Here is a 19,613-nt window from a genome sequence, read left to right as displayed (position 1 = left end):
CTCAAGGAGACACCTCATGGCGCGATCGAATCAGCCCCTCCCGACCTGGGCGGACCCCGACGTACCGGTCGGCTCGCTCGACCCGCAGGGACTCTCGCGCCGCCGGCTGCTCCGCAGCGCCGGCCTGTTCGGCGCGGCCTTCGCCGGGGCCGGCCTGCTCGCTCCGACCACGGCCGAAGCGCACACCGACGGCGGCGGGGACCCGGACCTCGCCTATCTCGTCGGCGACCACCATGTCCACTCGGTCTACAGCCACGACGCGAAGTACACCTTCTCCCAGCTGGCGCGGGCCGCCTCCCAGTACGGCCTCGACTGGATGGTCCTCACCGAGCACAGCAACTTCGGACACGCCAGGGCCGGCGGCGCCCAGGCCGAGCACCGCGAGATCCTCAAGGCCCGCCGCGACAACCGGCGCACGCTGATCTTCCAGGGCCTCGAGTGGTACATCCCCGGCGCCGAGCACGGCACCGTCTTCTCACCGCCCGGACGCCATGAGGTCGACCTGCTGACGCGCTTCGAGGAGGCCTTCGACGGCAAACTCCTCGGCTACACCGCGGGCGCGCCGGGCCACCCCGACACCCCGCGCAACGAAGCCCACGCCGTCAAGGCCATCAAGTGGCTCGAGCAGCAGCGCCGCAGCGGCTACGTCGACGACGTCCTCGTCCTCGCCAACCACCCGCTGCGGCTGGGCATCGACTCCCCGCACGAGATGCGCGCCTGGCGCGACGCGGCTCCGGGGATCATGATCGGCATGGAGGGCGCGCCCGGCGCCCAGTGCGCCGCCATGCCGGAGCGCGGCTCGACCAGCCACCGCGGCGAGTACGACAACTCCCCGTCCGAGAACTCCTGGCCCGGCTATCCTCGCGAGGCCTATCAGACGTACGGCGGCTTCGACTGGGCGACCGCGACGGTCGGCGGCCTGTGGGACGCCATGCTCGCCGAGGGCAAGCTCTTCTCGGTCACCTCCAACTCCGACGTGCACCGGGTCACGTTCGACACCTGGAAGAACGGCGACTGGTTGCCCGGCCAGAACTTCGACAACACCGGACGGCTCCCGGACCCGGTCAACACCACGGAGCCGCAGCCCGGCAGCGACTTCTGGCCCGGCCAGTTCAGCCGTACCCACGTCGGCGTCACCCACTACGGCTACCGGCACGTGATGGCCGGGATGCGGGCGGGCCGCGTCTGGGTCGACCACGGCCAGCTCGTCGACGGCATCGACGTCCGGGTGAACAGGGAGCACGGCTCCGGCCGTGGTGTCACTCTTGGCGGCCGGCTGCGGGTGCGCCGCGGCGAGAGGATCGTCCTCAATGTCACCGTCACCACCGCCTCACGCCCCAACCACCACGGCGAAGTGCCGGGCCTGGCCCACCTCGATGTGATCCGCGGCGCCGTCCGCGGCCCGGTCGCCGACCGCGACGCGTGGCGCGCACCCGACACCCGGGTCGTGCACAGCGCCGACGTCTCGGGCCGCAGGGGCCGCTACACCCTGCGCATCCCCCTGGGCCACGCCGAGGAGTCGTCCTACCTGCGGCTGCGCGGCAGCGACGGCAAGCGCAACGGCCCCGGGCTGCTGGGCGCGTCGATCGACCCGCACGGCCCGATCACCCACGAGCCGGGCAACGGCGACCCGTGGCTGGACACCTGGCTCTACACCAACCCGGTCTTCGTGGACGTCGTGCGCTGACCGTTCGCTGGACGCGATCCTGGCCGACGAAGGGAGCCGCAGCCGCCGCTAGAGGAGCGGCTGCGGTGCGGCCGCCGCCTTCGTATCGTGGGCACACCGCGCGGCCTCGATCTCCCCGAGGTGCTCCTGCGACCAGTCCCCGATGGCCAGGGCCAACCGTGCCGCCTCGCCGCCGAGTCGAGTGAGTGAGTACTCGACGCGAGGCGGCACGGTGGGGTAGACCTCGCGGCGAACGAGGCCGTCGCGCTCCAGCGAGCGCAAGGTCTGCGCGAGCATCTTCTGTGTGACGGTGCCGAGTTGCCGCCGCATCTCGTTGAACCGCATCGGCGCGTCGTGCCTGCGCAGCAGGATGAGCGTGAAGAAGACCCACTTGTTGGCGAGGAGCTCGATGACGGTACGGGCCGGGCAGTCGGCCTGGTAGATGGGGAGTCCGGCCGACGGATTGGTATCCATAAGGTACCTAGGTACCAAGAAAGTGCCTTCTTCACAAGAGATACCACTCGTACGCAGGATGTTCCTTGGAACCGATCACTCTCTTCCGCAAGGAGCAAGCCATGCGTGCCATCCGTTACGAGTCCTTCGGCGGCCCCGAAGTCCTTCGGCTCGTCGAGTTGGAGCGCCCGGTACCCGGCCCCGGCGAGGTCCTGGTCCGCGTGCGCGCCGCCGGTGTGAACCCGGTCGACTGGAAGGTCCGCCAGGGCATCCTCGACAAGTGGGGACAGCCGCCGATCACCCCCGGCTTCGACGTGTCGGGCGAGATCGCCGAGGTCGGTCCCGGCGTGACCGGGTTCCGGCGCGGCGACGAGGTCTTCGCCGCCCTCTCCAGCCCGAACGGCGCCTACGCCGAGTACACGGTCGCACCCACTCCCGCGCTCGCCCTCAAGCCCGCGTCCCTCGACCACATCACCGCCGCCGCACTGCCCATCGCCGGGCTGACGGCCTGGCAGGCGGTGGTGCACGCGGCCGAACTCAAGCCCGGTCAGCGCATCTTGGTGCACGCCGCGTCCGGCGGCGTGGGCCATCTCGCCGTACAGATCGCCAAGGCGCACGGCGCGTACGTCATCGGCACCGCGAGTGGCCCAGGGCACGCACTGCTGCGCTCGCTCGGCGCGGACGAGCTCATCGACTACCGCGAGGCCGACTTCGCCGCGACCGTCCGCGGCGTCGACGTCGTCCTCGACTCCATGAACGACGACTACGGCCCCCGCTCGCTGGAGACCCTGCGCCCGGGTGGCCTCCTGCTGGCCGTCAACGGCACCGGAGCCGACGAGCGGGTCACCCCACAGTCCCCCGCGGCCCGCGGCCTGCGCTACGAACTCTTCGGCATGACACCCTCCGGCACCGACCTCGCCGAGCTCGGCGAACTCGCGGCGGCGGGCACCGTACGCGTTCAGATCGCCGAGACCCTGCCCCTCGAGGAGGCCGCCCGGGCCCAGGAGCTGAGCGCGTCCGGCCGGGTACGCGGGAAGATCGTCCTCACCATCGCGTAGCGCCGGCGCCGCTCCCCCGGCCGCACACCGGCTTCACCGTGCGCGCTGCCGCGCGGCGTCAGAGATCCCCGTCGAACGCGGGCTGACACTGGCCTGCTCGCCGGGTGCGCTTCGCAATGCGCGCCCCGCGCCTGCCAGGTCACGACCAGGGCGGCGACGAGCACCGCGAGCGCGCAGGCATGGAGGACGCACCCCCACAGGGCCATCCGGCAGCCCGTACATCGACGGCATGCCGATGCCCCACGTGAGCAGCACGGCCAGAGCGGCACGATCACCAGCACGGTCAGCACGGCGCCTCCTGCGGACAAGTCAACAGGGTCGGTCGGGCGAGCGGTAGTGCGGAGCCAGTGGCATCGGAGCGCCTGCAGAATGGATCAATGGCCGTGATTCCGGGGGGCGTTGCGTCACCGGTGCCCACCGCGGGCGGAGTCGTCAGGTGCGGCGTCGGCGCGTGTGTGGTCGGGTCGCCGACGTAGCGAGGGCGAGCGTGCTTTCTGGCGCTGGCAGACGGCGCCGCCGACGCTGGATGCCGCGGCCAGGATGATCGCGATGTGATCGGCGAAGTGCGGCCCCGGCAGCGGGATCTCGAAGTCGGGGTTGTCGGCGTAGCCGGCCGCGACGGCGCTGGGGACGTACTCCATCACCGCGGTCACGACTTCGGTTCTGGAACGGTCGGCCGGGCTCAGGAGCCGGCCCAGGATACGCAGGACGGTCGGGGTGCTGGAGTCGAGGTCGAGGTTGTCGGCCGGGTCCGTGTAGCCGGGAAGGTTGACCTTTTCCGGCGCGGGCTGGGTGTCGATACCGGTCTGCTCACCCCACCATGCGGCGGCGTGGGTCTCCCCCAGGGCGAGGTGGTGCAGGTACAGGCAGTAGGAGGCGACGTCGTCGCCGGCCCCGGCGGCGTACTGCCACCAGAAGCGGGCACCGTCCTCGGAGTCGGCCAGATGCAGGATGCAGCCCAGGACCCGGGCACCGCGCGGCTCCGGAAGCTGCTCGGTGACGAAGTCGCTCAGCGACGTCGCGGCGGTCTGGGTCACGACGGTCTCGCAGAGCGTCTGCAGATCGTAGGCCGCGTCCCGCCCGGGAGGGTTCTCGTTGAAGGGGCTCGACGACGGCCAGGACAGAACGTCGTGCGAACCGGCCGAGGTGTAGACGTCCTCGTACGTCACGACGTCGTGCGGAATCCCGGGCTCCGTCATCAGGAGCGCGCGGGCGAGGAGTTGATCGATCGACGTCATAGGGAAGCGCCTCCCGGGCGGTCGTGGAGGTTGAGGGTCTCGGTCAGCGTGCGTTTGGCGTGCCGGTCGTCGGAGCGCGCCGAGGCCAGCGGAACGCCCAGCACCTCGGCCGCGACGGTGGTGTCCATGCCGCACAGGTAGCGCAGGATCGTTACGTCCATCTGGTTGTCCGGCAGGCGGCTGACCGCGTCGAACAGCATCAGCGACTCACCGACCTGGGCGAAGCGGGCCGTGGGGTCCACGGCCCGGTCCTGGGCGACGGTGGCGAAGGCGGCGGCGGCCAGCAGCGGGTGGTTGTCGATGTGCGGGGTGCGCGCCATGACCCGGGCCCGCAGGAGCCTCCAGGCGAACCGCTGGACGTTCGAGCTCCCCAGTGCCTCGTCCCAGCACAGCCACAGGATGTCGAAGGTCTCCAGGACCACACAGGCGGCCCGCTCGTCGGTGAGCAGGAGCGCCTTGGCGTAGGAGGTGTAGGGGGCCTGGTGGGTGTCGGTGAAGCCCTGGTGGTCCAGCGGCCGGACGTCGGGCCGTTTGGACGGCGGGACCTCCGCTATGCAGCCCTCTATCCAGTCCTTCTTCTTCTGCGCCTCGCGCGCCGCCGCGACCCACAGGCGCCGCATCGGACGGGCCGGTATGCCCAGCACCCGGATCACGCTGTAGGTGATCTCCCACCGCGGGTACCGGCCGGCGCCGCGCAACAGTTCCGAGATCCGCGTCTTGGAGTACCCCGAGCGCTCCACCAGGTCGTCGAGCGTCAAGCCGCTGGTGAAGAGCCGGGTACGCACCGGCTCGAGCCAGGCGCGGTGGGAGGTGCCGGCCTGGTCGGTGATCGGTTCCGGCTTCCGGCCCCGCCGGATGGGAGGCTCCCCCTCGGTCTGCTCGGGCGGAATCGCATGGGGACTCACCGGGCGGCACCTTCGTCCGGCCCCGCGACGGGCCCGGCCCCCGCGGCGGTGGATTCGGGCTTCCCGCAGGCGGACGCATGGACGACCTGCTGCACCAGCAACGCGAGCGAGGGCACTAACGCGGCCACCGCGGTCAGCTGCCCGAGCGCGGCCATGACCGCACTCCACGAGAAGACCGACACCAACACGATGACGGTCAACACCTGCTTACTGGACATCGAGACCTTTCCCATTCCGACGACGAGGGGCATCCGGAAGGCCTCTTCGCGGCGGTGCTGACGCGCCGTCGAGGAGCCGGGACGCCAGCATGGTGGGAAGACCACCCGCTACGCCATGTGATCATGGGATCAGGGAACAATGACCGGGGATCCCCAGGCCGCTCACCACCGCCCGCCTCCAAGGCAGCAGGACATGATGCCGAGTTGAGCACTCTTCCAGGCGAACTTCCCTCATCCGCCTGCGCGGCCGGCGCCGATGACCGCCAAATGGGAGACCGGACGCCTTTGGCGTCGGACCTTCCCTCCGGAAGGCCGTGCCGTCCCCGTGCTGAGCGACAAGGGGGGCGCACACACCGCTCCCGCCTGTTCCCTCGCCGGCGGGAGCGGTTCCGGTTCTGCGCCCGCCACGACCCGACGGTCGTGGCTGCCGTTGCGGCTCCCGGATGGTCCGAACGGGTGAGTCACCTCGCCGAAGTATCGTGGCCAGGTGCGGGCAGCTGCTCGGGCGCGCCGCCCGCACGGACCGGACCCATCCGCAGGCCGGTCAGATCCGAATAGGGAGTGCGGGGGTATCCGTCCCGCGCCCCGATCAGGAGGTTCATGTGGCACCAGTACCGCCGTCGGCAGCGGTCCTCATCCTGCACGGCGGTCGCGAAACGGGGCTCAAGCCACCGCCGCCCGGCCTGCTCAATCTGCCCGCCGTACGGATGCGCCCGTTCGTCCGGCACCTCGCACGGGCCACCCGCGATCCGGGCGGCGACAACGGAGGACCGGTACTGATCCGCAGCACGCCGTACACCCACCGTGGCTGGAACGGCGCCCGCGAGGACCCCCTCCACGATGCCGTGCGCGCCCTCGACGCCCTCCAGGACGAGACCGGAGGGATCCCGGTGGTGCTCCTGGGCCACTCCATGGGCGGCCGCGCCGCCCTCCGCGCCGCCGGTCATCCCCTGGTCACCGGAGTGGTCGGCCTCGCCCCGTGGTGCCCGCCAGGCGATCCATTCACCCAGCTCGCGGGCCGCGACACGGTCCTGATCCACAGCAGCCGTGACCGGATAACCAGCCCCCAGGCCACCCGGTCCCTCACCACCCGGGCCCGCCAGGCAGGAGCCCGCACCTGCTTCATCACGATCCGGGACAGCGACCACGCGATGCTGCGACGCGCCCCGTCATGGCACCGCCTGGCGACCACCCTGGTCACCGGTCTCCTCGGTCTCACACCCCTGCCGGCCGACGTCACGGAGGCCCTGGCCCTGCCCGCGGACGCCGAGGCCACGGACGGCACCCTGGACCTGGACCAGCTGCGCGCCGCGGCAGAACCCGACGCCTCGGGCGCCGCCTCCGCCGCGCGGGCCTGATACGGGCCGCACGCGCGGCCGTTCCGAAGGCAGATCTCCAGGCCCGCGGCCGGGCATCAGCCGATCTGGTCGGTGTCCTTCAAGGTGCCCCACCCGTGCCAGCGGTCGATCTCGATCCATGCGCTGAATCGGCGGCGGTCCCGCCGGGGGTAAGGCTTGCCGAGGTACTGCTGGGACAACCGGTCGATGTCGACCAGGTCCTTGTCCTCGCGCAGTTCGGCGACGCGGCCGATGATGCTGATGTGGGTGTACCAGTTGCTCTCGTCGAGCACGGTGATCGTCACCCGCGGATCGTTGCGCACATGCTCCAGCCGTTTGCGGCCCTCATCCATGTTGACCAGTACCCGGCCGTCGTCCCAGAGGTACCAGGTGGCCGTGGACACGGGCTGGCCGTCCGACCGCAGAGTCGTGACGACGGCCGAATTGGCCTTCGTCAACATCGCGACTGCATCGTCGGGAAGCGGCGGTTTCGACATCGGACACCCTCCGTCACGCCTTGCTCATTGCACCGGGCTGTTTCCCGCTCGCAGGACTTGAGTTTTCTCCATTGCGTGACGCCGCGCCACCGCACCGGACGGGCGCCGGGGTTGCCTGCGTCGCGCCTGGCCGCACGGGGAGCGGCCGCCGTACGGGACGAAGCAGCCGTACGGGACGAAGCAGCCGCCGAGCGCTACAGCCGCCCGGGTGGTTGTCCTCAGCTCGACGGGAACGTACATGGCGCAACGGGCTGCGATCATGATGATCACCCGCTGGCGACAGGCCTTCGTGGCCGACAAGGAGCAGACGATGGCACAGGCTCGGACCGTGACGTTCCCCTCCGGCGTCCGGGTGCCCGCCCTCGGGCAGGGCACGTGGCGCATGGGGGACGATCCCGCACGGCGTGCCGAGGAGATCGCCGCCCTCCGGCGGGGCCTCGACCTCGGGCTGACGGTGATCGACACGGCGGAGATGTACGGAAGCGGCGCCGCCGAGGAATTGGTCGGCGAGGCGATTCGCGGCCGAAGGGACGAGGCCTTCCTCGTCAGCAAGGTGTTGCCGTCCCATGCCGACAGAAAGGGCACGGTCGACGCCTGCCATGCGAGCCTGCGCCGTCTGGGGACGGACAGAATCGATCTCTACCTGCTGCACTGGCGGGGCGGCATCCCCCTCCACGAGACCGTCGAGGCCCTGGAATCACTGGTCTCGGAAGGCAGCATCGGCGCCTGGGGTGTGAGCAACCTGGACGTCGACGACCTCACGGAGCTGCCCGACGGCGCCCTGCCGCAGACCGATCAGGTGCTCTACAACCTCTCCCGGCGCGGCCCGGAGTTCGATCTGTTCCCCTACTGCCGGGAACGCTCCATCCCGATCATGGCCTACTCCCCCGTGGAACAGGGCCGTCTACTGGGCCACAAGGCCCTGCAAACCGTCGCCGCCGCCCATGGAATGTCCCCGGTCCAGGTGGCGCTGGCCTGGGTGCTGCGCCAGGACGACGTCATCGCCATCCCCAAGGCCTCCACCGCCGCCCACGTCGAGGAGAACCACGCGTCCCTGGACCTCCACCTGTCGGACGACGACCTCCGCACCCTCGACAAGGCCTTCCCGCCCCCAGCGCGCGAACAGCCCCTCGAGATGCTGTGACCCGCGCCCGCCCGCTGAGGAATCCGGGGCATCTGGGTAGGCACCAGTATTCGTTTGGCCCTGGTGAGACGATCAGGACATGACTCTGATCGAGGTCGTGCAGGGTGACATTGTGCTCCAGGACACAGACGCCATCGTCACCGCGGCGAACGAGTCGCTGATGGGCGGCGGTGGCGTTGACGGCGCTATCCATCGGGCGGCAGGTCGTCGCCTGGCGGAAGCCGGTGCCGCAATCGGTCCATGTGAGGCGGGCGACGCCATGGCAACGCCCGCTTTCGACCTCAACCCGCCCGTCAGCCACGTCATCCACACCGTCGGCCCGGTCTGGGAAGGCGGCAACTACGGCGAGGCTGAGGTACTTGCCTCGTGCTACAGGCGCTGTCTTGAGGTTGCAGACGAACTCGGTGCCAAGAGCATCGCCTTTCCAACGATCGCCACCGGTGCCTATGGGTTCCCCGCGCAGGCGGCGGCAGAGATCGCAGTCTCAGCCCTCCTGTCCACGTCGACAAACGTTGAACGGATCAGGCTCGTGGCCTATGACCAGGAGTCGCAAGAGCTGCTGAGCTCTGCGCTCGCCTCATAGCGCCAACAGAGGTCCGCCAGACCGACAAGCCGGTGGCGGCGGCCAGTCCAAGCGCCACGAAGGCCGCCCGCACGACGGTAGGGACCCTACGACGACCGGTCACCATGTGGTTCACTCGACTCCGCCCAAGCCCCCGTGAGGCACTCCCCCGCGGACCGACCCACTGCGCACCGATCGCTCGCAGCATGCGACTTACCCAGCCTTGAGGGCAAGTTGTCGTTGCGGGACTTTCGAAGGGAGAGGCCCTGGCGTAAATCAGCGCGGGTCGTCATCATGGGGAGCGAGGGAACACCCCGGGGGCCGACGACGCGGACCGTCGAATCCGGGCCGGCGCCTCAGCGCCAGGGGGGTCCCGGAGAACGGATCCCTCCCATGGACCTGATCCTCCTCACCGTAGACGGCCTCCTCGGCGTCCTCGCCTCCGCGCTCTCCCTGTCAGGTGAGATTGTTCGCGCACGACAGCGCGCAGCGGCAGACCTGCGGCCCAACCGCCCTCAGCGATACGTTCAACTCCCGCCGGCCTGCGACTGCGCCAGGCGGGATCAGTACTGACTCCAGCGGATTACACAACCAGTCGTGATCCGTCGACGGTTCGGACCGCCCAGCACTGCGGTTACGCGGCATGGTGGACGATGGAGCGGGCCGCTGCGGGACGGTTCGTTCCCAACCCACCAGCCCCGATGCCCGGGGTGGCGGGGCGCGGGGTGAAGACAGTGGGGGAACATTGACGGTGCACCACGCGGTGCCGGGGCTCGCGAGCAATCCGGCGGCTCCTGCGACCGTACTGCTTCGACTGCTTGTGCTGGACGACTACTGGATCGGGAAACGACTCGCCTGGCGCAGGAACCTGCCCGACGAGGTGGCCGAGGCCATGCTCGTCCATCCCGACCGGCGGATACGGTCCTTGCTCGCCGAAAGCTGTGGAGCCGATCCCGAAGTGCGCGCCCGCCTGCTGGACGGTCCGGCGTCGGACGCCATCCTGGTCGCCGTGGGTCCGCAGCCGTACCGGACAACGGCGCAGCCGCTGCCGGACTGGGCATACGAACGGCTGCTGAAGCACGAACGCGACCATGTGCAGCAGGAGACGGCCGACTCAGCCACCGTGCCGCCGCACGTACTGGTGCCGCTCGCCCTTCACCCGAACCCGCTGTTCCGGGCGGCGGCCTGCCGCCGTGTCTGGGATGAACTCTCCGACGAGGTGCGCACCTCGCTTCTCGGCGATGTCGATCCTTCGGTGCGCACCACAGCCGCACTGCAGGTCATGCACGAGGACGAGGAGCGTACGGCCGAACTCGTCGAGGCATTCGCGGACGACTGGCAGTTGTCGGACGTGCTGGCCTACGGCCGGCTCACGCGGGTCCTTGCCGAGCGTCTGCTGGCCAAAGGGGAACGGCTCCCCTCCCTCGCGCGCAACCCCACGTTCCCCGCCGATCTCGCGGCGCGGCTCGCCACGCACGAAGACCCCCATGTGCGACTCGCCGTCTCCGCCCGCCCCGGACTCTCGGAACAGGAACGCGCCGCGATCGACTGGACAGTGGGTCCCGAGGACCGGCTGGACGCCCTGCGGTGGGTTTGGGACGCACGTGAGCAACCAGAGGTCCTGCGCCAGTGCGCAACATCGGCCCACACCTGGCTGCGCCGTAGCGCCGCGGTCTGTCCTCAACTGCCCGACGACTGCGTGCAACTACTCGCGGAGGACGAGGACTTCACCGTCCGGCTGCTGCTCGCGGAGCACCACCCGAAGCCACCTGCTGAGCTACTGCTCGATCTGTACCTTCACGGCACGCACCGGGCCGTATACATGCTCATCAATGCAATAGGGTTCCCGGCGGCCGGCCTCGCACCACGTTTCGCAGACGCGGCGGACCATCGGGCCCGCGCACTGGCTGTACGCGACCCTGAGGCCACGCCCGAGCTCGTCGAGCGGCTGAGCCGGGACCCGGACGCATGCGTCCGCACGGCTGCGGCCCAGGATCCGCGGTTGCCAGTGTCGCGTCTCGTGGAGCTGCTGGAAGATTCCGCCGTAGGCACGACAGCGGCGGCCAACGCGGCATTGCCGATCACGGAAATGGAATCGCTCCTCGACCGGGCCGCCATCCCCGACTGATTCCCAATCATTCTCGTCAACCCAGTGAGCCGTAAGGTGCCGCCCATGGACTCGTTGATCGCTGCCGTCCGCGAGCAGGACGAAGCAGCCCGCTTTCTCGCCTGGCCGGGTGATTTCGACCTGGACCGAGACGACCATGTCGAAGACGTCCACCTCGCCTCGGGTGCCACGCTCGAGGGTTTCGCCGGCAACGGAGCCGGGGGCACGTACTTCTTCTGCGGTGAGGGTGGCGAGGAGCGTCCAATCCTCTATGCCGACTCCGAAGGAGGTGCGGCTCTGATTGCGATCGGCCTTCCCGAGCTCCTGCAGCTGCTGCTGGTCGCCCCTTGGTGGCGCGACTGCCAGGCATTCACGGACCAGGAGAGTCGCGAGCTCGCGGCCGAGTATCTGGAGGACATGCCGGATCTCGTGGCCAGGAGAGACCGTGGCGCCGCAGCGCTTGGCCTCGACCTGCCGGCCCAGGCGGAAGTCTTGGCCCGCTTGAGGGAGGTAGCTGTTCGAATGGGAGAGGACTTCGTCCTCATCTTCACGCCCGAGGGCCACCGCTACGATCCTCTCATCAGGAACTGAGAGACGTCGCGGCAGCAAGCATGCGCTGTCCCGGGCAACATGGCCGGCCGGGTCGTCTTGCGCCGAGGTTTCCGCAAGTGGCAGGCGTTTGCTCCTGTGCCAGGGCTTCCCCGTCAGCCGGATGCTGCCGCTACGGCCGCCCCGTACCGGTGAGGAGGAAGCGGATGATCCTGACGTCCTCGTCGTCGACGGAGGTGGCCGCGTCGTGCAGCAGGTCGAGAAGGCTCCGTCGCTGCTCGTCCGTGGGCCGGCTGTGGGCTGCTGCGGCCGAGGTGGCCCAGGCTCGGACGTCGCGGTGTGCTGCGGCAGCCATGTCGGCGTCGTGGAGCAGCCGCAGGTTCAATTCCAGCCGGTCCCAGGTGCCTGCGGCCCGGATGATCCGGGCTGCCTGTGCCCGGAGCGGGGCCGGGCGCCCAGGGGCGAGCAGGTCGTTGAGACGCTGCCGGGGGGACGGTGGCGGCCGCCTCCAACAGGGTGGCGGCGGTCCGCTGGACTCGGGCTGCCGCCGCCGACGTACACGACGTCTTGAGCGAGCAGGAAGGTTCGCAGAGCGTCGTCGTCGAGCTCACGCTGGAACAACGGCAGGACGGAGGGTTCGCACGAGCGTGACCGGAACGCGTCGAGAAAGCGCTCGATGTAGGCGGAGGCGTCCCCGCTGGCCGTGGGGACGAAGCACACCTGTGGCCCAGGGGTACGCGCGTGGCTCAGCACCCAGTCGTCCAACAGCCCGTCGTCGTCGGTGGAGAAGCCTCCCCCGAGGAGGGCCAGACGGCGAGCGGGGACGACGGCCACGGAAGCTGCTCCTCAGCAGAAGGACAGGCGGGAGAGCAAGTGCCGCGAACGGGCATGCTCGGCGATCAGGGGGCGAGCTTAATGCCGGCGGTGATCGGGAGATGGTCGCTGCCCGTGGCGGGCAGGGTACGGACGTCGGTGACGGTCGCCGAGCGGGTCATGATCTGGTCGATCCGGGAAACGGGGAAGGCAGCGGGCCAGCTGAAGGCGAAGTCCCGAGGCGGCAGATTCATGGGCGCCGTGAGTGGGGCCAACCCGCGATCGTCCACCGTTGCGTTGAGGTCACCCAGCAGGATCACCGTGTTCAGCTCCTCGGCGGCGAGGGCCACGCCCAGCAGCTCGGCGCTTTCGTCCCGATAGGCGGAATCGAAGCCGTTCAGCCGGACGCGGACCGACGGCAGATGAGCGACGTAGACCGCGATCTCGCCCCACGGCGTCCGCACGCTGGACCGCAGCCCCCGGCTCCAGCTCGCGTCGATCCCCTTCGGTTTGATGTCCAACACGCGCACGTCCGTCAGCGGGTACTTCGACCAGAGACCGACGCTGCCTTGGACTGCGTGATAGGCGTACGCGGATGCCAGTGCGCTCTCGTAGCGCGGCAGCGCGGCGGGTGTCAGCTCTTCCAGGGCGATGAGTTCCGGCCGGGCGTCCGTCAGAGCTTTCGCGGTGCCGGCCGGATCGGCGTTCTCGTCACTGACGTTGTGCTGGAGCACCGTCATGTCGTGTGCGCGGCGCGCCCCGGGAAGGAACGGCCCGCCGAACAGCTGTGCCCAGACGGCAATGGGGAGCGACAGGGCCACCAGCGCGGTCGCTGAGCGGCGCAGCAGGGCCAGGAGAAGCAGTATCGGGACGGCCAGGCCGAGCCAGGGCAGGAACGCCTCCAACAGACTTCCCAGGTGGCCGATGGTGTTGGGGACGGCGGCATGGAAGGCCATCAGCCCGGAGACCAGCACGGCAAGCGCTGCGAGAACCCGTCCACGCGCCCAGGAGGACCGGCCCTTGGCATCCTTGTCCCATCGCCACCACCCGGGCCCCACGGTCTGCGATTTCGACGCCACGCCGCCCTTTGCCCGCCTGGTCAGCCAGTGTTCGCCGTCCGTCATGTGCACATCCTGCTCAACCGGTGGAATACGGGTTCATGGGCCCCTGGGCTCACTGGTCCGGACTCTCCTCAACTACGTCCGGTTCCGACGGCCGGCGGAGCCGGGAAGTCCCAGGACTGCGCGCGCGAGCACCCCGTGCCACGGACGAGTGACGTCGTCGGCTTCCGAAAGCGGCCGGGCGCGCGCTTCGGGATCATGGTTGGGCATCACGACGAAGCTCGCCGGTAGATGTCGGAAACGACGGAAGGAAGGCCCAGATGCACGAGGTCCGCCTTTGACCACGATGAAGACAACAGACCGAATCCCGTCCGCTTTCCGCTTGACCGGACCAGGCCTGTGATCCCGGCGCAGGCCACGCGACCTGCCAAGGACGTACGCGTCGTGGTCGTCGGAGCGGGGTTCTCCGGTATCGGGGCCGCCATCCGGCTGCGCGAGGCCGGGTTCCGCGATGTGGTCATTCTGGAGAAGGCGTCGCAACTCGGTGGAACCTGGCGGGAGAACACCTATCCGGGTTGCGCCTGTGATGTGCCCTCGACGCTCTACAGCTACTCGTTCACCCCGGATACCGCGTGGAGCAGGGTCTTCGCCGGGCAGCCGGAGATCCACGCCTACTTACGGACGACGGCCGAGCGGTACGGGCTCGGCGATGCCCTGCGCTGCGGGGTGCATGTGCGGGGCGCCCGGTGGGATGCGGCGGCCGGGCGCTGGCTACTGGAGACGAGCGACGGGCCCTACAGCGCGGCGGTACTGGTCCTGGCCACCGGACCGTGGCACGTACCACGTCACCTGGACGTCCCCGGGATCGAGGACTTCACAGGGCCCGTGCTCCATACCGCCCAGTGGGACCACGGCGTCCACCTGACCGGGCGGCGTGTGGCCGTGGTCGGGAGTGGCGCCTCCGCGGTCCAGGTCGTCCCGGCCATCGCGGGCCGGGCGGCGGCCGTGCACCTCTTCCAGCGGACCGCGCAGTGGGTGCTGCCCAAGCCAGACCTTCCGGTACCCGCGGTGTTCAACAGCTTGCTGGACCGCCTGCCCGGTGCCCGTGCCACGTTGCGCGCCGGGCAGTACGCACTACAGGAAGGCTTCGGCTATGCCTTCCGCCACCCACCGATCGCCCGCCTCATCGAGTCGGGAGCCCGCGCGCATCTGCGGCTCGCGGTCCGTGATCAAGGGCTGCGCCAGTCGCTCACCCCGGACTACCGGCTGGGCTGCAAGCGTCTTCTGACCTCCAGCACTTTCTACCGCGCCCTGGCCGAGCCGCATGTCCGCCTGCATCCCACTGCTGTGACGGCCGTACGCGGGGACGAGATCGTCGGCGCCGACGGCACCGTGGCCAAGGCCGACGTTCTCATCACGGCGACGGGCTTCCGCATCGGTGAACTGCCGCTGGCCCGGAGCCTGTACGGCACGGGCGGCCGGACTCTGCACGAGACCTGGGACGGCGAACCACAAGCGCATCTGGGCACCACCGTCAGCGGCTTCCCCAATCTCTTCCTGCTTCTGGGCCCGAACCTGCTCGGCGGCTCCACCTCCGCGATCACCGTCCTGGAAGCCCAGCTGACGTACCTCACCGCCGCCCTGGCCCGCCTCGACCAAAACGGCCACCGAGTCCTGGAGGTCCGGCCGGCCGCGCAGGCCGCACACAACACAGCGGTGCAAGAGGCCTTGCAGACCACCGTGTACAACTCCGGCGGCTGCACCAGCTACTACTTCAGCCCCAGCGGACGGAACACCTTCGCCTGGCCATGGTCCACCGGACGACTCACCCGCCAACTGAGCCGCTTCGACACCGATTCCTACATCTGCCACACCCCGGCCGACCCCACTCCCGTACCCGCCCCTACGGCGCCGCGGCACGACGCCCATCCTGCTCCCGCGAAGGGAGAGCGGGCATGACGCCAGAACCCGCCGACGGCGCCGTCCGGTCCCTGCAGCCGCGCTCTCAGCCCCGGCCCAGGGCCGCGCGCCATTCGTCCGCCGGTTCTCACTCCGACGGCGCCGCGGTGATCCGCTTCTCGAACCAGTGGTCGGCGTAGGGCTCGTCGTTGAAGGGGGCGACCTCTTCGAAGCCGCAGGAGTGGTACAGGGCGATCGCGGCGCTGAGTGCCTTGTTGGTGTCCAGGCGCAGGGCGTCGCGGCCGTGCTCGGTGGCTCGGGCCTCCAGTTCGGTCAGGAATCGGCGGCCGAGGCCGAGTCGGCGGGCTTGGGGGGCCACCCACATGCGTTTGATCTCGGCGGGGGCGCCGGGCGGCAGTTTCAGGCCGGCGCAGCCGACGGGGTCGCCGTGCAGCCGGGCGACCAGGAACAGGCCGTGCGGTGACTGGAGTTCACCCGCGTCGGGCAGCAGGCTGCGTGCCGGGTCGAAGCCCGTTTCGAAGCGCTCCTGCAATTCGGTGAAGTAGGACCGCAGGCAGTGCTGCGCGTCGGGGTGATCCGGGTCGATGACGGTGAGCGTGACCGTTGCGGCGGTCAGCAGCCGGTCGACCTCGGTCATGGCGGCGACCAGCCGGGCCCGCTGGGTGCTGTTGAGCGGCTCCAGCAGGGAGCCGGCCAGCTCGTCGCTGCGGGAATCGAGCAGGGCATGCTCCTCGCGGCCCACGTCGGTGAGCCGGACGGTGCGCACCCGCCTGTCGTGCGGCTGCGGCTCCACCGTCACCAAGCCGTCGGTCTCCAGCGAGCGCAGCAGCCGGCTGACGTACCCGGAGTCGAGCCCGAGGCGCTCCCGCAGCCGCCGGACGTCCTGCCCCTGCTCACCGATCTCCCAGAGGAGCCGGGCCTCGCCGATGGGCCGGTCGCGGCCCAGATAGCGGTCGTGGAGCACGCCCACGCGCTCGGTGACGGTGCGGTTGAACCGCCGCACCTGGTCGATCTGCTCCCCATCCATTCTCTGACTTTAGTCAGAGAACCAGCGTGACGCCAGAGCTACCAGACATCGCCGTCGCGCCAGTCGCAGGTGAGTTCCCGCGACAGCTCCAGCGGGACCGTCAGCGGAAGGACGTGGACGCAGCCGTCCTCCGCCGGCGTGGGCACGATCCCGCCGGGCGTCAGCGCCGAGGTCGGCCCCTGCCATCGCTTCCAGCCGCGCGCCACGTAGAAGGCCGCCGCCTCGTCGGTGGCGCCCAGCGCGCCCAGATCGTAGGCGCGACGCGCCACGCGCTCCAGGCCCTGCATGACGGTCGCGCCATGCCCGCGCCCACGGCGGTCCGCGCGCACGCCGACTCCCTCGACGTAGCCGGCGCGCAGCGCCCGACCGCCGTGCAGCAGCCGGCGCTGGACGAGGGAACCGTGCCCGATGAGCTCGGCTCCCTCCCACACCAGGACGTGGACCCCGCCCAGCACGTGCTCCCAGTCGTGGTCCGTCAGGCCGTCGTCGAAGACCTCTTCGAGCAGGGCCCGGGCCGCCCTGAGATCAGCGGCGTCGAGCTCCGCGGTATGGGCGGTTCGCACGTCGGTCACACACTCCATGGTGCAGGAGTCCGCCGTGAAGACGCTCAGCCGCCGCTCAGCACCTCGCGCAGCCGGATCGCGAACCCGTCGGGATCCTCGGCGAACCCGATGTGACCACCGGGGAACATCGTCGGCTCGCCGCCGAGCGCCGAGGCGAGCGCGATCGAGGTGCGCTCGCACAGCTGACCACCCGACTCCTTGCCCAGGCCGACGAGAACACGTGCCGACGTCGAGCGCAGGGCGGCGAGGTCCGGGCGCCACCGGGTGGTCGGGCGCAGCATGTGCGCGAACTGGAAGTGGTCATCCGCGATCTGCTGCGGCTCCCACTCCCCGCCGAACATGTGCTCGAAGACGCCGTCGGGCAGGTTGATGTCGGCCAGCGCCATGAACTTCCTCCACGCACCCGTCACGTCGCCGGACAGGTGGGTGGCGACGATGTCCTCGGTCCGCTCATGGATCTCCTCGCGGTCGTCGAGCAGATCGTTCAGCGGGGGTTCGTGGGCGATGACGGTGTGAACGAGTCCGGGGTGCGCCTGGACGAGGGCGAGGGCGCTGACGGCTCCGCCGCTGGAGCCGAGGACCGTGGCCGGGCCGGCGTCGAGGTGGGCCAGGAGCCGGGACAGGTCGTCGGCCCGCATCTCGGGGGTCGAGTCCTGGTCGGGGTCGTCGACCGGGCTGCGGTTGATGCCCCGGGGGTCGGTGGTCAGTACGGTGTGGTCGGCCGCGAGCCGCTCCGCGAGCGGCGCGAACGATCCGGCGTCCATCGGCGCGCCGACCAGCACCACCAGAGGACCCTGGCCTCGTACCTCGTAGTGCAAGCGGGCGTCGGGGACCCGGAGGGTCGCAACGGTGGCGGGAACGGGAGACGTCGGGTTCATTCTGATCCTCCTGGTGCGGGACATGCGGGGAACGTGGGTTCCCCGGTTACGCGAGAGCGTGCGGGGCGACAATGTGTGGGCTCACACAAGGGAGACTCCCCTCCGGCGGGAAACTCGTCGGTCCCGAGCGAACGGCTTTCCATCGAAGGAGCGGCAACTGCGCCCCACCACACCGCAGTGGTGGAATTCCGGGGCTCTTCGTACGTTCCGCTGGAATTCCTCGGACACGTCGACTGCACGGTCCGCGAGTGGTCGGTCGAGGTGTTGGCCTGGCTCACCGAAGTCATCGGCTGGGCCATGCGGGACGCGGGCTGCGGAGCCCACGGTTTCGTGCGCCTGCGGCGGCGAGCGCCCGCCGAACCGCCTCTCGCGCGCGGTTAGTCGGGCCGCCACTGGCCAGTGGCGGCAGGTGCTCCGGCCTACCTGGTCGCGACCGGGTGGTACCGCACGTTCACCGCGGCCGAGGGATCGTCACCGTTGCGCAGTTCGAGGCGGACGGGGACGCCGCCGGGGTTGTCGAAGAGCCGGATCCCGTCGCCGAGCAGCACCGGGGCGATGTGCAGGTCGATCTCGTCGATCAGTCCGCGTTCGAGGAGTTGCCGGCCGATCGTGGGTGAGAAGACCTCGAGGTTCTTGCCGTCGGCGGCCTTCAGCCCGATCCGGACCGCCTCGGCCACATCGCAGGTCAGGAACGTCACGCCGTCGGTGGGCTGCGCGTCATCGGGGTGGTGCGTGAGAACGAACACCGGCCCCTGCCACGCGCCGCCGTAGATACCGCTGACGTCGGGGTAGGCATCGAACCCGTCGCGGCCTCCCAGCACGGCGCCGGTCGTCCCGGCGTACTCCTCGACGAGGTCCGGGCGGAACGAGGTCCCGGTCATCCAGTCCATCGAGTGGTTCGGACCCGCCACGAACCCGTCCAACGACATCGTGAAGTGCCAGAGCACCTTGCCTGCGCCGGTCTGCCGTTCCGTGTCCGCGATCTGTGGGGCGTCCGGGCTTCTCGGGGGCTCTGCAGTGGACATGATCGATCCTCTCTTCGGCTCTTCAGCCGGCTCCGTTCGGTGCCGTTCGCCGAACAGCGGAGGGCCCGGTGCAACCGTTACGGGGCGGAGAGATCAGGCCTCAGGAGCCGCAACAATGCTCCACTGGCCGACCTCCGCGTAGTCGGAGTCGTAGATGGCCGAACCATCGCCGGGGCTCAGGGGGTAATGGTGCAGGTTTCCGCCCCAGTACCGGAGGATGCGGCCCAGCTCGCTCGCGGCATCCTCCGCCAACCGCCCGTCAGCCATGTTCACTTCGAGAAGGAACTTCACGTTCGCCGCCCCTCACCACGGATCCGTTCGGCCCCGCCATCGGACAGAGCCCTGCGGTAGCGATTGTTCCATCGAATCCCCGTCGGAGACTCTGAGTCACCGTTCGCATCCGAACGGGAGAGGTGACTCTTCGTAGCAGCCTCCGGGGACGGGCCCGGGCGGATCCCCGTTCGGCCTAGGGCCTGTGTGATGTCGTGATCAACTTTGCCGATGTGGGTCTGTCGGGAGAGCGGATCCGATAGGACTGTTGGTCGTGACGCGCAGGCAACTCAGTGATGAGCAGTGGACGTTGATCGAGCCG

Annotated in this window: 21 protein-coding genes and 1 pseudogene; 9 read left to right on the top strand and 13 right to left on the bottom strand. The window is 69.9% G+C overall.

The window, feature by feature from the left end; translation table 11 throughout:
- Positions 1 to 16 precede the first annotated feature (16 nt).
- The gene (locus tag G3I60_RS41520; protein WP_164299075.1) at positions 17 to 1,687 is read left to right on the top strand and encodes a PHP domain-containing protein; all 1,671 of its coding nucleotides are present in this window, start codon (positions 17 to 19) and stop codon (positions 1,685 to 1,687) included.
- Between the two features lie 48 nt (positions 1,688 to 1,735).
- Here the strand turns inward: G3I60_RS41520 and G3I60_RS41515 are convergent, their stop codons facing one another.
- Entirely contained in the window at positions 1,736 to 2,140 is a 405-nt protein-coding gene (locus G3I60_RS41515; RefSeq protein WP_164299073.1) for a helix-turn-helix domain-containing protein, read from the bottom strand.
- A 101-nt stretch (positions 2,141 to 2,241) separates the two neighbouring features.
- On the opposite strand from G3I60_RS41515, the gene G3I60_RS41510 reads away from it, so the two are divergent.
- The gene (locus G3I60_RS41510; protein WP_164299072.1) at positions 2,242 to 3,177 is read left to right on the top strand and encodes an NADP-dependent oxidoreductase; all 936 of its coding nucleotides are present in this window, start codon (positions 2,242 to 2,244) and stop codon (positions 3,175 to 3,177) included.
- Positions 3,178 to 3,581: 404 nt separating this feature from the next.
- Here the strand turns inward: G3I60_RS41510 and G3I60_RS41505 are convergent, their stop codons facing one another.
- Genes G3I60_RS41505 through G3I60_RS41495 form a run of 3 tightly spaced genes read right to left on the bottom strand, consistent with a single transcriptional unit; the run spans position 3,582 to position 5,538 of the window.
- A complete protein-coding gene (locus tag G3I60_RS41505; RefSeq protein ID WP_138355429.1) occupies positions 3,582 to 4,415 on the bottom strand; it encodes a hypothetical protein in 834 nt (277 codons plus the stop codon).
- Positions 4,412 to 5,320 carry an XRE family transcriptional regulator gene (locus G3I60_RS41500; RefSeq protein WP_203675157.1) on the bottom strand — a complete coding sequence of 303 codons (909 nt, stop codon included), beginning with the start codon at positions 5,318 to 5,320 and terminating at the stop codon, positions 4,412 to 4,414. The genes G3I60_RS41505 and G3I60_RS41500 overlap by 4 nt, the downstream gene beginning before the upstream one ends.
- Positions 5,317 to 5,538, bottom strand: a complete 222-nt coding sequence (locus G3I60_RS41495; protein ID WP_138355428.1) for a hypothetical protein — start codon at positions 5,536 to 5,538, stop codon at positions 5,317 to 5,319. Before G3I60_RS41495 ends, G3I60_RS41500 begins: the two co-directional genes overlap by 4 nt.
- A 602-nt stretch (positions 5,539 to 6,140) precedes the next feature.
- Here G3I60_RS41495 and G3I60_RS41490 point away from each other — a divergent pair.
- Positions 6,141 to 6,896, top strand: a complete 756-nt coding sequence (locus G3I60_RS41490) for an alpha/beta fold hydrolase (protein ID WP_164299070.1) — start codon at positions 6,141 to 6,143, stop codon at positions 6,894 to 6,896.
- A gap of 56 nt (positions 6,897 to 6,952) precedes the next feature.
- On the opposite strand, the gene G3I60_RS41485 is transcribed toward G3I60_RS41490, so the two are convergent.
- Complete coding sequence (locus G3I60_RS41485) at positions 6,953 to 7,372, bottom strand: PPOX class F420-dependent oxidoreductase (RefSeq protein ID WP_164299068.1); 420 nt, start codon at positions 7,370 to 7,372, stop codon at positions 6,953 to 6,955.
- A gap of 310 nt (positions 7,373 to 7,682) precedes the next feature.
- Between G3I60_RS41485 and G3I60_RS41480 the strand changes: the two genes are divergently transcribed.
- The 4 genes from G3I60_RS41480 (at position 7,683) to G3I60_RS41465 (ending at position 11,776) form a co-directional block, all read left to right on the top strand.
- Complete coding sequence (locus tag G3I60_RS41480; RefSeq protein WP_164299092.1) at positions 7,683 to 8,516, top strand: aldo/keto reductase; 834 nt, start codon at positions 7,683 to 7,685, stop codon at positions 8,514 to 8,516.
- Between the two features lie 79 nt (positions 8,517 to 8,595).
- Entirely contained in the window at positions 8,596 to 9,099 is a 504-nt protein-coding gene (locus G3I60_RS41475; RefSeq protein ID WP_164299067.1) for a macro domain-containing protein, read from the top strand.
- Positions 9,100 to 9,829: 730 nt separating this feature from the next.
- The gene (locus G3I60_RS41470; protein ID WP_343241869.1) at positions 9,830 to 11,206 is read left to right on the top strand and encodes a hypothetical protein; all 1,377 of its coding nucleotides are present in this window, start codon (positions 9,830 to 9,832) and stop codon (positions 11,204 to 11,206) included.
- Positions 11,207 to 11,251: 45 nt separating this feature from the next.
- Positions 11,252 to 11,776, top strand: a complete 525-nt coding sequence (locus G3I60_RS41465; protein WP_164299064.1) for a hypothetical protein — start codon at positions 11,252 to 11,254, stop codon at positions 11,774 to 11,776.
- 130 nt (positions 11,777 to 11,906) lie between these two features.
- On the opposite strand, the gene G3I60_RS41460 is transcribed toward G3I60_RS41465, so the two are convergent.
- The 3 genes and pseudogenes from G3I60_RS41460 to G3I60_RS41450 form a co-directional block, all read right to left on the bottom strand.
- Complete coding sequence (locus tag G3I60_RS41460; RefSeq protein WP_164299062.1) at positions 11,907 to 12,089, bottom strand: hypothetical protein; 183 nt, start codon at positions 12,087 to 12,089, stop codon at positions 11,907 to 11,909.
- A 179-nt stretch (positions 12,090 to 12,268) separates the two neighbouring features.
- A pseudogene (locus G3I60_RS41455) lies at positions 12,269 to 12,568 on the bottom strand (Type 1 glutamine amidotransferase-like domain-containing protein); the annotation flags it as partial.
- 65 nt (positions 12,569 to 12,633) lie between these two features.
- Positions 12,634 to 13,503: an endonuclease/exonuclease/phosphatase family protein gene (locus G3I60_RS41450; protein WP_239070952.1), complete on the bottom strand. Its 870-nt coding sequence runs from the start codon at positions 13,501 to 13,503 to the stop codon at positions 12,634 to 12,636.
- Between the two features lie 504 nt (positions 13,504 to 14,007).
- Between G3I60_RS41450 and G3I60_RS41445 the strand changes: the two genes are divergently transcribed.
- Positions 14,008 to 15,567 (top strand): NAD(P)/FAD-dependent oxidoreductase, encoded by a 1,560-nt coding sequence (locus G3I60_RS41445; RefSeq protein WP_343241868.1) that lies wholly within the window; start codon positions 14,008 to 14,010, stop codon positions 15,565 to 15,567.
- 88 nt (positions 15,568 to 15,655) lie between these two features.
- Here G3I60_RS41445 and G3I60_RS41440 read toward each other — a convergent pair whose 3' ends face one another.
- From G3I60_RS41440 to G3I60_RS41430, 3 genes are read right to left on the bottom strand one after another with little or no spacing between them, the layout of a single operon-like run.
- Positions 15,656 to 16,555 (bottom strand): helix-turn-helix domain-containing GNAT family N-acetyltransferase, encoded by a 900-nt coding sequence (locus tag G3I60_RS41440; RefSeq protein WP_164299056.1) that lies wholly within the window; start codon positions 16,553 to 16,555, stop codon positions 15,656 to 15,658.
- 38 nt (positions 16,556 to 16,593) lie between these two features.
- Complete coding sequence (locus G3I60_RS41435; RefSeq protein WP_187145172.1) at positions 16,594 to 17,136, bottom strand: GNAT family N-acetyltransferase; 543 nt, start codon at positions 17,134 to 17,136, stop codon at positions 16,594 to 16,596.
- A 26-nt stretch (positions 17,137 to 17,162) separates the two neighbouring features.
- Positions 17,163 to 17,996 carry an alpha/beta fold hydrolase gene (locus tag G3I60_RS41430; protein WP_164299054.1) on the bottom strand — a complete coding sequence of 278 codons (834 nt, stop codon included), beginning with the start codon at positions 17,994 to 17,996 and terminating at the stop codon, positions 17,163 to 17,165.
- 177 nt (positions 17,997 to 18,173) lie between these two features.
- Between G3I60_RS41430 and G3I60_RS41425 the strand changes: the two genes are divergently transcribed.
- Positions 18,174 to 18,377 (top strand): hypothetical protein, encoded by a 204-nt coding sequence (locus tag G3I60_RS41425; RefSeq protein ID WP_164299053.1) that lies wholly within the window; start codon positions 18,174 to 18,176, stop codon positions 18,375 to 18,377.
- A 38-nt stretch (positions 18,378 to 18,415) separates the two neighbouring features.
- Here the strand turns inward: G3I60_RS41425 and G3I60_RS41420 are convergent, their stop codons facing one another.
- Together G3I60_RS41420 and G3I60_RS41415 are read right to left on the bottom strand one after the other, a co-directional pair.
- Complete coding sequence (locus G3I60_RS41420; protein ID WP_164299051.1) at positions 18,416 to 19,021, bottom strand: dihydrofolate reductase family protein; 606 nt, start codon at positions 19,019 to 19,021, stop codon at positions 18,416 to 18,418.
- Between the two features lie 93 nt (positions 19,022 to 19,114).
- A complete protein-coding gene (locus G3I60_RS41415) occupies positions 19,115 to 19,312 on the bottom strand; it encodes a hypothetical protein (protein ID WP_164299049.1) in 198 nt (65 codons plus the stop codon).
- Between the last annotated feature and the right edge of the window lie 301 nt (positions 19,313 to 19,613).

It is taken from the genome of Streptomyces sp. SID13666, from assembly GCF_010548325.1.
In the GTDB taxonomy this organism is placed as follows: Bacteria; Actinomycetota; Actinomycetes; order Streptomycetales; family Streptomycetaceae; genus Actinacidiphila; species Actinacidiphila fildesensis.
The sequence above is the reverse complement of the archived record's forward strand: the minus strand, read 5'-3'. Positions and strand labels throughout refer to the sequence as shown.